Genomic DNA, 11,830 nt, shown 5'->3' with positions numbered 1-11,830 from the left:
CTGCCCATCGTAGGCAAGTCGCCAAGATGTGCGCACAGACACAGGCGGATTGGGCCTTGTGACCTGGTATACGCAGGTCAGCCCCATCCGCGAGGGCCTGCCGCCACCTCGGCTACTGGTGTGGTGAACGCATGAGGCCCGCGTGAAGGTTCCTGGTCCGGCCAACTTCACCTTGACGGTGAACGCCCATGAGTGGAATGCGGCCGACCGGCGGTAGACGCACGCCGCCGCCCCGCACGCGAGGGGTGCGGGGCGGCGGCGGTCGAAGGTGGGTGTGTGTAGTTACCGGGTCAGGCCAGCCTGATCACGCCGTAGTCGAATCCCTTCCGGCGGTAAACGACGCTCGGGCGCCCGCTGTCGGTGTCGGCGAACAGGTAGAAGTCGTGTCCGACCAGTTCCATCTCGTAGAGAGCCTGGTCGACGGTCATCGGTTTGGCGGCGTGCTCCTTTTCGCGTACGACGCGTCCGGGCAACTTGTCCTCGAGGCCGTCGTCCCACCGCTGCGCGGGCACTTCCGCCATGCCCTCGTAGTCGGCCTCGGGTGCGTCGAGCACCGCGGTCTTCGCGCGGCGTGACGTCATGCTTTCGCCAGCGGAGGAGAGATCCCCCAGTCCGCTTGTCGCTTCTGCCACCGAGATCGGGGCGCGCGCCCCGTGGTGGACTCGCCTGCGGTCGTGCGACCGACGCAGGCGGTTCTCGAGCTTCGCGACCGCAGAATCGAGCGCGGCGTAGAAGTCACCCGCGCAGGCTTCGGAACGGACCACGGGTCCACGTCCCTTGCCAGTGATTTCGACCCGCTGGCAGTTCTTCGACTGTCGGCGGTTCGGCTCGTGGAAAAGTTCCACGTCGAAGCGGATGACCTTGCGGTCGTAGCGCTCAAGCCGGGCCAGCTTTTCGGCGACGTGAACCCTGTAGTGATCGGGCACCTCGACGTTGCGGCCCTTAACGACGATGTCCATACACGACCTCCCTCGCTTTGCTGCGAGCTATGGCTGGACTGATTTCGGGCGCCGTGGCGATCTTGGATCGCGGCTGTGTCGCTGAGGGTCGTCCTCGGCAGGTCTCACGGCGCCAGGGTCATGGGCTGTTCGCCTCCTCCCCGTGGGCCGGGAACGCTGATAGCGGTGCACGTTAGCTTGGGATTCACCGTCGCGTAAGCCCCCTTGCCGGGGGAACGACGAGATTTCTTGGTGACTACGCAGCGCGACGACAGCGCGTTGCCAGTCGTGTCCCGAGCGTGCCACGAACCCTGCCCACCGGCATGTTGCTCACCCGTACGGCCCAGCGCCGGACCGGCACTCGACGGCAGTCTCGCTGCGTCGAACGGATCCAGTCGTGGCCTCATACCCAGCCAACGGCCGACCCCCGCGTCATGTTCCCGAAACCTCGAAGAGATCGAGTCCGAAGCACGAACTGGGACGGGACCACACTTCTTGCAACCGAAGTGATGGGAGCCGATGCCTGATCACGACCCAGTCACGCCTGGCCGAACGGGCGATTTCGCCCAATCACGGACAAGAGCGTTGATCAACGCAGCGGCGGGCATACCCAGCATTTCCAGTAATAACCGCTGGTCAGATCCACATGTGAATAATCGTTAACTCGGACCGGCGGATCGGGTCGTCCCGACGCCCCCACAGCGCCGCGCGCCGCATGTGCACCCACGGCCGGTCCCGGCACCAGCTGAGACGGCGACGTGTGGACCCCTCAGTTCCGAAACATCCGCTCAACAGAGGCCGGGCCGAACGGACGAAACAGGTTTCCGGATCTTGGGACGTCGTTACAGAACTGGCGGCGAGCTGGGCTGATGCGTCCAACCTGGACCCACCGGTGATCGACAACGCGACAAGAACTTCACCCTTGTGGGCGGTGCCGAAAGTCCCCAGTCGAGACACCGGAACGCCGGCCGCGATTTTTGTCAGACCCCCTCGCCATGCTTGTGCCATGACCGCTTTTGATCTGCTCCTCCCGTCCTCCTGCGCCGGCTGCGACCGCCCCGGCACCGCTTGCTGCGCCACGTGTCTCGACGAGTTCGGGCCGCCGGCACGGATCCAGGTGCCCGGTGTCGGGCCGCCCGTGTGGGCGCTGGCCGCCTATCGGGGCGCGGCAAGGGAACTCGTGCTCGCCTTCAAGGAGCGTGGCGCACGGGCGCTTGTGGCGTGGTTCGGCGCCATGGTGGCGGTGGCGCTGGTGTCCGCGGGCCCGCGGCCGTGGACGCTCGTGCCCGCACCGTCCCGGCGCAGCGCGGCGCGCGACAGGGGCGGCGACCACATGCTGAGAATCGCGCGGGCCGTCCAGGTCGCGAACGTGGCTCAGGTCCTCCGGCTCGCTGCCGGAGTGAGCGACTCGGTCGGACTGAGCCCCGCCGAACGAAGACGGAATCTCGAAGGCAGGGTCGAGGTCCACGGCAGACCGCAACCGGGCACCACGGTGCTGCTCGACGACGTGATCACCACGGGCGCGACGGCGTCGGCCTGCGTTCGTGCCTTGCGCCGGGCAGGAGTGCGCACGGACGCCGTGCTCGCACTGACCTCCGCCCGGCCGAACCAGCCGCGGTGAATCAACCCGGGTAGAAGACCTGCGCGCCCGTTGACACCCGGATCGAGCTCGACTTCCACACATCGGTGATGTCCGACGCGGACCACAGGCCGGTCGGGTCGATCACCTGCACCTGCCTGGCCGGCGCCGCGGCCACCGAGGTCACCGGCACGGTGAGGTTCGACTGGCTGTAGCGGTCCAGCCTGGACCCGTCCGCGTAGACCTTGGTGACCGGCAGCGAGGGCAGAGAGGAGGAGACCACCAGCACGTCCTGGGAGAGCCAGTCGACCGACTGCACGCCCGACGCCAGCGCGGACGGCTGCACCGGCCGCGGTGACCGCAGCGCCACGTCCTGGTTGTTGCGCACCACGGAGGCGACGTAGAGCTTGCCGCCGATCACCAGCGCCGCCCGCGCGCCGTCGCGCGACAGCCGCAGTTCGCTGATCCGGCCGAGCGGCTCGATGTCGGTGGTGTTGACGCCCTTGGCGGACCAGCTGCCGTTGTCGGACCGGGTCACGCGGGTGACGGAGGCTCCGTCGACCGCCGTCCACACCTCGGCGGCCGGCTCCGTCGGCCCGCTGGAGAGCAGCCACGTGGGTCTGCTGAGCATCGTCGCGCGGAGGTCCACTTCGGACAGGTCCTGCTCCAGCTCCCCCACGCGCAAGCGCATTCCGCCGCCCGCCCGCGAGACCACGGCCAGCCTCGAACCGTCGAGCGACTGCGCCGCGCTCACCACGCCGTACGAACCGCTGCCCGCGGGTCCCTTGATCGGGTTGCCGTCGGACAGCGACTTGATCGCCCCGTTCATCACGACCATGCCCTGGAGGTTCGCATTCAAAGCCAGCAACGATTCGCCCGCGGTCGCCGACACGTCGGACGGCCGGTAGTCGCGCTGGTCCGGCAGGATCTGCTGACCGTCGACGAGCACGCGCACCCGCGAAGTCGTGACCCCGGAGAACGACTTCACCACCTGCGCCACGATCTGCTTGCGCTTCTCGGGCGTCAGGTCCTTGCCCACCTTGGTGAGGTTGACCTCCAGCGCCCCGTCGTCGGCTTCCTGCGTCTCCGCGAAGACGTCGGTGTCCGGGCTGAGCGCGCTCACGAGCGTGTCGCGCACCGCGTCGCCGGGGCCCTTGATGAGCAGTTCCGTGACGCGCGAAGGGATGCTCGTCGCGGGAGGCACGACCACGTAGCGCGGATCCGGCACCAGGACGGTGAACTCCGGGTTGTAGAAGTAGAGCGTCACCCTGCGGTAGTTGTTGTTGAAAACGCTCATCGGCAGGTACACGCCGGGTGGAGCCTCGGAGATGCGCCACTGGTTCTCGCTGTTGCGCTCCAGCTTGATCGGCAGCTGGACGTCACCGAGCTCCGGCACGAACGCGTTGTCGTTGCCCAGGCGGCCGACGGCCTTGCCTTGAAGCAACACGGAGGTCGTCTTGTCCTGCGGTGCCTGCGCCGGCGGCACCGTCGAGTAGGACGTCTCGATGATGTACGGGTTCTTGGTGTTCCACTTCTCGCCGGCCTCGGGCGTCAGGTACGCGCGGGCGGCCGCGTAGTTGCTGTCCGGGTTCGAGGTCGCTTCGATGAAGTCGCGCACGAGCACGATCGGTTCGATGTTCTGCCGCGGTTCCGGAGCCTTGATCGTGTTGGTGACCTTGCTGTCCTTCGACCCGATCGGCTTCGGCTGGGTGTTCGTCGGGATCGCGGCGCACCCCGTCAAGGTCACGAGGACGAGCACCAGCAACGCCAGTCGCTTCACCGCACTTCCTCCGAAACCTCGTCCGCCGACTTCTCCGCGGGTGCCCCGTCGACGGGCTCCGCGGGCTGCCAGGTGATCTCCTCCGGGGTCAGCTCGACCTCGTCCAGCTCATCCGCGACGACCGGTTCCTCAACCACCGCAACGGGTTCGAGCGCGATCGCGGGCGCGAGCGGCAGCGGGCTCTCGCGCACCTCCTCGCCGTGCCTGCGCGGCAGCGTCAAGCGGAACACGGCGCCGTGGCCCGGCTCGCCCCACGCCTCCAGCCAGCCGCCGTGCAGCCGCGCGTCCTCCAGCGAGATCGACAGCCCCAGACCGGTGCCGCCGGTGCGGCGGTTGCGCGACGGGTCGGCACGCCAGAACCGGCTGAACACCAGCTCGGCCTCGCCCTGGCGGAGTCCGACCCCGTGGTCCCGCACGGTGATCGCGACGGCGTCGTCGTTGCCGCGCATGGTCAGCTCGACCGGCTGGCCCTCGCCGTGGTCGATGGCGTTGGCGAGCAGGTTGCGCAGAATCCGTTCCACGCGCCGGGAGTCGAGCTCTGCGGTGAGCTCGGAGTCCGGCAGGTCCAGCACCACCGGCGAACCGGCGGTCGTCGCGATCGCGCGCACCGAGTCGTGTGCCCGGCGCGCCAGCACGCGGATGTCGACCTGTTCCGCGGTCAGCTCCTCGACACCGGCGTCCAGTCGCGAGATCTCCAGCAGGTCGCCGAGCAGCGACTCGAACCGGTCCAGCTCGTCGACCAGCAGCTCGGTGGAGCGGGCGAGCCCGGCGGGGAACTGCTCGCGCGAGGCGTGCAGGACGTCCGCGGCCATGCGCACGGTCGTGAGCGGTGTGCGCAGCTCGTGCGAGACGTCCGAGGTGAAGCGGCGCTGCAGCTGGCCGAACTCCTCCAGCTGTTTGAACTGGGCCTGGATCGACTCGGCCATCTCGTTGAACGACTCGGCCAGGCGCGCCACGTCGTCCTCGCCGACGACGTGCATGCGTTCGTGCAAGGTGCCGTCCGCGAACCGTTCCGCGACCTCGGCCGCCTGTCTGACCGGCCGGACCACCTGGCGTGTCACGAGGTTCGCGATGAGCGCGAGCAGGATCAGCAGCACGATGCCGCCGACGGCCAGCGTCGACTGCACGACCTCGGCCGTGCGCTGCTCCGCGGTCAGCGGGAAGATCAGGTACAGCTGCATCGAGCGCGCGGACGTGCTGATCGGCAGGCCCACGACGAAGAGCGTGGTCGGCGTGCCGTCGCGCTGCACCGTGTGGATCTGGGTGCCCTCGGCGCCGTTCTCGACCATGTCGCGCAGGGCGCGCGGCACGTCCTCGAGCTTGCCGACGAACGGCACCCGCCCGGCACCGGCGGACCCGAGCCCGTCGGCCAGGACGGGCTCGAACGCACCGGCACCCGCCGTCGTGGCGTCCGTACCGGAGCCACCGACAGCGAGCTTGTTGATGGCGCTGGTGAACCGCGTCTGCACGCTGTCCGGGCCGGGGTTCAGGCCGACGAGGTCCGACTGGATCAGGGCGCGCGAGGCCATCGCCTGCCGCACCGCGGCCTCGTCCTTGGTGCTCAGCAGCTGGTTGGTGATCTGCATCTGCAGGACCATGCCCAGCACGAACACCACGGCGGACGACAGCGCGAGTGTGGACACGACGACGCGCAACTGCAGCGAACGACGCCACAGGTCACCAAACGCGGCCCACCGCTTGCGCGCCTCCTCGACGAGGAACTGCGCCTTCGCGACGACCGGCCGAACGAACTTCATACGCCACCTGTCACGGAGGGCCGGCCTTGTACCCGACACCGCGAACAGTCAACACCACCTCAGGGTGCTCCGGGTCCCGTTCGACCTTGGAGCGCAGCCGCTGCACGTGGACGTTCACCAGGCGCGTGTCGGCGGCGTGGCGGTAGCCCCACACCTGCTCGAGCAGCACCTCGCGGGTGAACACCTGGCGCGGCTTGCGGGCCAGCGCCACGAGGAGGTCGAACTCCAGCGGCGTCAGCTGGATCGGCCTGCCCTCGCGCAACACCTCGTGGCCGGGGACGTCGATCGTGAGGTCGCCGATCTGCAGCACCTCGGACGGCTCGGCCTCGGTCCGCCGCAGGCGCGCCCGGATGCGGGCCACCAGCTCCTTGGGCTTGAACGGCTTGACCACGTAGTCGTCGGCGCCGGACTCGAGGCCCAGCACCACGTCGACCGTGTCGCTCTTGGCGGTGAGCATCACGATCGGCACGCCCGACTCGGACCTGATCGCCTTGCAGACGTCGATGCCGTTCATGCCCGGCAACATCAGGTCGAGCAGCACGAGATCGGGCTTGAGCTCGCGCAGCGCGGGCAGGGCACGGGCACCATCGGCGACAACCGCGGTGTCGAAGCCCTCCCCGCGCAACACGATCGTCAGCATCTCCGCCAGGGCGGGGTCGTCATCGACGACGAGCACGCGTGCCTTCATACTCAATATCGTCGCACTGCCGGTCGCGCGTTCGCGCACCGCCCATGTTCCGTTGCCGCTGGTGGCGGTGTGCGCTCGTTCGGTAACCGGCCGGAACCCTCGCTCCACGTGCCCCACCTCGCCCGATTTGGCCTGCTCGTCGCGGGAGTATCCGCACGACGCTCACCTTTCGTTACCTGGTGTTGTCAGACCGTGCGGACGGCGGAGGCCAGCCAGATGCGCGCATCACCGACCTTCCGCGGGTCGGTGATCGCCGGTACCGGGCGTTCGTGCCGGGCGGCGAGGTCGACCTGGTGCGTCACGGTGGCGTCCCAGCCGTACCCGTCCAGCCACTCGACCGGGTCCTCCACATCGGAGCGCCATCGGGCGTCGAGCGCGTCGAACCGCTCGTGCACGGCTCTCATCTGCGGCAGGTCGCGGAAGGCCCGGTTGACGTGTTCGAGCGCGAGCGTGCTGCCGCGGGCGGACAGCGCGCTCACCCAGTACATGAGCTGCTCGCCCGCGTCCGGCGGCAGAAACATGAAAAGGCCCTCCAGCAGCCATGCCGTGGGCCTTTTCGGGTCGTGTCCAGCGTGGATCAGCGCTGTCGCCCAGTCCTCACGCAAGTCGCAGGGGACGACGACCCGGTCGCAGGTGGGCTGGGCACCCAGGTTGTGCAGAGCGTCCTCCTTGAACTCGAGGAGACCGGGTAAGTCGAGTTCGAAGAGTCTTGTGCCTGGTGGCCACTTCAGCCGGAACGCTCTTGTGTCAAGGCCGGCCGCCATGATCACGACCTGGGGCTGGGCCGTACCGAGGAGCTGGTCGTCGAAATACCGGGTGCGCAGGACGAAGTGGTCGCCTGCGAGGGTGCGGACGCCGTTGAGGTCGTTCGCGGAGCCGGCGGCCTCCACGAGTCCGGCGGCCAGGGGATCGTCGAAGAGGCGGTGGAGATGACGTTGCTCGTTGGCGCGGGCGGCAGCGATCAGGACCGCCGTACGGGCGACTCCGACCGGGGAGCACTGCAGAACACGCTTCAAATTGTAATCTCCTATACACTCACAGTGACGTACCGGATCCACGATCGTGTCAACCGGTACGCACGTGAGCGACCACTCAAGGAGTGAAGAGTGGTTCCAGAAGCGAATGAAACTTCACGTTTGACCGCCCGTCGACCACTTGCCACGGGGCCAGCCAGTTGATGTTCGCCAATCCGTCGTAAACGATCCCGCACCGCGTCTGGAGGTCGCTATTGGATTCGTAAATGTCGCGGGCGCGGGTGTCGTCGTCCTGCTCGCGTTTGGCGGCGCGTTCGGCCGCGACCTCGACGGGCACGCGGAGCAGCAGGTGCAGGTCCGGAACGGGCAACCCGAAGCGGTCGATCTCCAGCGCGCGCACCCACTCGACGAACTCGCCGTTCTCGTCCTGGCGCAGCCGCGCGGCGTTGTAGGCGGCGTTGGAGGCCACGTAGCGGTCGAGCAGCACGACGTCGTACTGCTCGAGGTCCTTGCGGATCTGGTCGGCCGCGCCGCGCCGGTCGAGCGCGTACAGCACGGCCATGCCGTAGACGGAGTCGCTGAGGTCGCCGATCCTGCCGTAGAGGGCGTCGCGGACCAGGTCAGCGTGCACGCTCTGCCCGTAGCGCGGGAACGCGTGGCTGGTCACGGTCCTGCCCTGAGCGTGCAGCGCCTCGGTCAACCCGTTGGCGAGAGTGCGCTTGCCGGCCCCGTCCAGGCCTTCGATCACTACGAGCTTTCCCACGGGCGAACCCTAACGGCCACTCACACGGCCGCAGCACATCCCCCACACGGGCGAAATCCGATCTTTCGATCACCGGAACGAGTGACTACGGTGAACAGTCACACGGCGCGTGTGTGAAGGGTAGGTGCCGCGGTGGCCGCGGAATCCGGGCACGCCGAATCGGTCGACGAACCGATCGGTCACCCGACCGGGGGTCTACCGACCCCGCTCGCCGAGACGCTGCGCTACGGGCCGTTCCACCGCGCCCTGCGCGAGGCGATCGCCCACCGGGGCCTCTCGCTCGCCCGGCTGCGCGCTCACCTCGAACAACTCGGTGTCCAGGTAGGCCAGTCAACGTTGTCGTACTGGCAACGCGGCCTGCGTCATCCCGAGGTCCCGCGCGCCATCAGCACAGTGCGCGCGCTCGAATCCGTGCTGCGCCTGCCGCCGTCGTCCTTGCTGGACCTGATCGGCCCTCGCAACGCCAACACCTACGCACCCCGCCCGGTGGCGACCTGGCCGGAGCCCGCGCCGCTGCTCGCGACGTTCGACTCCGTACCAGAGGCCGCGCGCGGCAACGCCGACCTCGAAGTGCTGTCCGTGCACGACACCGTGCAGCTCGGCATGCACCGCGAACAGCGCTCCATCACCACACGGCTGGTCGTGCGCGCGGTGCGGCAGGGCCCCGATCGCTATCTGGCCGTGCACCACGGCGACGACGGTTCGTTGATCGAGAACGCGATGGTTCGCGCCGGAGAAGGGTGCCGGCAGGGTCGTCTGCGCCGGGAAAGCGCTTCCCGCAACCTGGCCGTGGAAATGCTGTTCGACCGGCGCCTCGCGGCCGGTGAGGAACACGTCTTCAGCTTCACGATCGTCGACGACACCGGCGGCGCGACTCCCGGCCACCACCGGACGTTCCGCGACGTCTGCGGCTCGTACCTGGTGCAGCTGTCGTTCCACCGGCGTGCGATGCCCGCGCGTTGCATCAAGCAGTTCCGGGCCTCGGCCGACGCCACACCGGTCGACGTCGAGGAGCTGGTGTGCGGGCTCGGCGGCGTCGTCAGCGCGTACTTCGGCGATGTGGGGCCCGGCATCGCGGGCATCGCCGTCGAGTGGTCCTGACTTCGCCGATCAACGGTTCGTGAGGGCGCACAGCGCCCCGAACCTCGGGGGTCTGGGGGGCGTCCCCCAGAAGACAGGCGACCGACATGGTCCGCGCATTCCGCGGACACACGTCGCCGGAGGGAAGCGAGAGGGCTAAATCTTTACAGGAGTTGTGTAGAAGGAAGCACTCTCATGGCCTCGCGTTGTCCACGCTAGCAGTGATGTCCAGCAGGTTGTCCAGCGTCAAGTGCAGCTTCGCGCCGTCCTGATTGGACTTCCGCCTGATCAGTTCAGCAAGCCGCGCGACCGTGAAGTACTTGCGGCTCAACACACCTGCGATGGTCTCGCGGAGCACACCGCGGTTGGTCTCGATGCGGTTTCCCCACGACGCGCCGCGCAGGTACAGGTGCAGCCACGTCGCGACCCAACCGTCGCCGGCGCGTTCGAAGACGACCGGCAGCGCGACGCGACCGGTGCCGCGCATGGCACTGCGGGCCCGGACGGTGCTCGGCTCGAACGGCTTGCCCCTCTGGTCCCCGTCGCGGGTCATGAAGCCGAACATCGACTCGGCGACCTCGTTGAACCCCTCACCCGAGTAGACGTTCACCTGCGGCACCACAAACCTGGAGGTGGAGGCGTCGCGCGGGATGTCGATGAACTCGGTGGCACCTTCGGAGGCGTCGGTGAGGTCACCGGAGTAGTAGGCGCCGTCGTGGTGGTAGTTCGTCCACGACACGTGGCCCTGGAAGTCGAGGTCCGGACCGAGCAACGCCGCCGTCAGGTCGTAGTCGGTGCGCATCTCGGTCTGCCGCCAATACGTGAAGAACCGCAGCAGCTCGCCTTCCACCCACGTCCTCGACCCGCGCGGCAGCACCCCGAAGCCTTCCTCGGAAGCCTTGCCGGACAACGGAACCGTGACGTCGAGCAGGTCCGGGTCGACGGTCAGTTCCGAGACTTCCGGCAGCCTGCGGAGGATCTCGTCCTCCAGCACCGCGGTGATGGACTCGACGGCTTCCTGGTCGAGCGGAGGCCGCGAGTCCTCGGTGATCCACGCGCGGCGGGAGCGGTTGGCGAACACCCGCGCTGCGTCGGGCGCGGTGCGGTTCTCCAGGTGTTCCAGCAGTGAGCACAGGACGCGGCCCGAGGTCTCGGGCGCGGCTTTGCTGATGGCATCGACGATGTGCGGAACGTCCTCTTTGGTCCCGTGGCGGAGCAGCCTGTCGACCTGCCGCACGAGCATGCCCGGTGCGGTACTCAGGATCTCCGCGGCTTTGCGGATGTCGCTGTCCTGGAACGCGATCTCGACGCGCCCGGCCAACGACCGCACGGTCTTCTGCTTGCGCGCCACCGCGAAGACGTCCTGCGCGTGCGGCCACTGCTCGTGCTCGTGCGGGTGCAGCCGCTCACCGAGCCGCTTCCACTGCTCGCGGTGCTTGAGAACGTCGCCGAGCTTGCCGGGACTCTCCTCGACGGTGCTGTCGAGCGCCGCCAGCAGCAGCCGGCGTTCGGGGCGGCGGAACGACCTGAGACGGGCAGGTTCGAGCAGCGTCACGTCACCGCCGGACGCCTGGCACGCGAGCCGGAGGACGTCCGTCACGGTGTCGACCACCGGCGCGGCGCCGCGGGCGAGGCGGGCGGCGTTGACGACGGCGCGGTTCTCCCGCACGGGGATCGGGTCCGGCAGCTCGCCGGTCTGCTCCGCGAGTTCCGCGAGCAGCGTCAAGTCAGCTTCGTTCAGCGGCGTCGGACTGGTCGCCAGCTCCAGGAAGAGGCGGCGGGTCTCCTCTTCGAGCGTGCCGCCGAGCTGCAGGACCGTGAGGTGGTCCTTGATGGACGGCAACAGCTCGTCGTGCGCCGCGAGCATCTCCTCGTAGGTGTGCTGGACGCGCCCGTAGCGCGGCAGCGCGAGCAGGTTGCCGCGCCCGATCTCGTGGAAGTCGGGCACGCGCCGCGCCAACGCGTCACGCACGCAGTCCGCCCAGAACTCGACGGTGTCCGGGACGCCGTGCGGGAAGTCCTTGAAGTAGGGGTTGTGCTGCACGTCGTCACCCACGAGCCCGCGCACCGCGTCCACGATCGTCTTCGCGTAGGCGGTGGGCTGCGCGAGCCCCTCGACGTGGCCGAGCAGTTCCTTCGACGCCTTGAACCCGACCTGGAGCAGCGCGCTGTCGAGCTGCCTCGCGGCGGCGCGGCCGTCACCCGCCGCTCCCGTCGCCAGGGGTACGCGCAGGGTTCTCCGGATCAGGGTGAGCACGAAATCAGTCAACC

At 68.5% G+C, this 11,830-nt stretch carries 9 protein-coding genes; 2 read left to right on the top strand and 7 right to left on the bottom strand.

Going from position 1 to position 11,830, the window contains the following annotated elements:
* Positions 1–290 precede the first annotated feature (290 nt).
* Positions 291–959 carry a ribosome hibernation-promoting factor, HPF/YfiA family gene (hpf, locus tag C8D87_RS14410; RefSeq protein ID WP_109639239.1) on the bottom strand — a complete coding sequence of 223 codons (669 nt, stop codon included), beginning with the start codon at positions 957–959 and terminating at the stop codon, positions 291–293.
* A gap of 985 nt (positions 960–1,944) precedes the next feature.
* Here hpf and C8D87_RS14405 point away from each other — a divergent pair.
* The gene (locus tag C8D87_RS14405; RefSeq protein ID WP_112226947.1) at positions 1,945–2,559 is read left to right on the top strand and encodes a ComF family protein; all 615 of its coding nucleotides are present in this window, start codon (positions 1,945–1,947) and stop codon (positions 2,557–2,559) included.
* A gap of 1 nt (position 2,560) precedes the next feature.
* On the opposite strand, the gene C8D87_RS14400 is transcribed toward C8D87_RS14405, so the two are convergent.
* From C8D87_RS14400 to C8D87_RS14380, 5 genes are all read right to left on the bottom strand, one after another.
* A complete protein-coding gene (locus C8D87_RS14400; RefSeq protein ID WP_112226946.1) occupies positions 2,561–4,297 on the bottom strand; it encodes an LpqB family beta-propeller domain-containing protein in 1,737 nt (578 codons plus the stop codon).
* Complete coding sequence (gene mtrB, locus C8D87_RS14395) at positions 4,294–6,054, bottom strand: MtrAB system histidine kinase MtrB (protein WP_112226945.1); 1,761 nt, start codon at positions 6,052–6,054, stop codon at positions 4,294–4,296. Before mtrB ends, C8D87_RS14400 begins: the two co-directional genes overlap by 4 nt.
* 10 nt (positions 6,055–6,064) lie before the next feature.
* On the bottom strand, positions 6,065–6,742 hold the full coding sequence (gene mtrA / locus C8D87_RS14390; protein WP_030471262.1) for an MtrAB system response regulator MtrA: 678 nt from the start codon (positions 6,740–6,742) through the stop codon (positions 6,065–6,067).
* Positions 6,743–6,927: 185 nt separating this feature from the next.
* Complete coding sequence (locus C8D87_RS14385) at positions 6,928–7,758, bottom strand: SAM-dependent methyltransferase (protein ID WP_233442087.1); 831 nt, start codon at positions 7,756–7,758, stop codon at positions 6,928–6,930.
* A gap of 76 nt (positions 7,759–7,834) precedes the next feature.
* The gene (locus C8D87_RS14380; RefSeq protein WP_112226944.1) at positions 7,835–8,479 is read right to left on the bottom strand and encodes a dTMP kinase; all 645 of its coding nucleotides are present in this window, start codon (positions 8,477–8,479) and stop codon (positions 7,835–7,837) included.
* 132 nt (positions 8,480–8,611) lie between these two features.
* Here C8D87_RS14380 and C8D87_RS14375 point away from each other — a divergent pair, with 132 nt between their 5' ends.
* The gene (locus tag C8D87_RS14375) at positions 8,612–9,580 is read left to right on the top strand and encodes a hypothetical protein (protein WP_109639234.1); all 969 of its coding nucleotides are present in this window, start codon (positions 8,612–8,614) and stop codon (positions 9,578–9,580) included.
* A gap of 172 nt (positions 9,581–9,752) precedes the next feature.
* On the opposite strand, the gene C8D87_RS14370 is transcribed toward C8D87_RS14375, so the two are convergent.
* Positions 9,753–11,816, bottom strand: coding sequence for a TerD family protein (locus C8D87_RS14370; protein WP_112226943.1), 2,064 nt, complete (start codon positions 11,814–11,816; stop codon positions 9,753–9,755).
* Positions 11,817–11,830 lie beyond the last annotated feature (14 nt).

The sequence above is a fragment of the Lentzea atacamensis genome, from assembly GCF_003269295.1.
In the GTDB taxonomy this organism is placed as follows: domain Bacteria; phylum Actinomycetota; class Actinomycetes; order Mycobacteriales; family Pseudonocardiaceae; genus Lentzea; species Lentzea atacamensis.
Note: the sequence above shows the minus strand (reverse complement) of the source record. Positions and strands in the feature narration are given on the sequence as shown.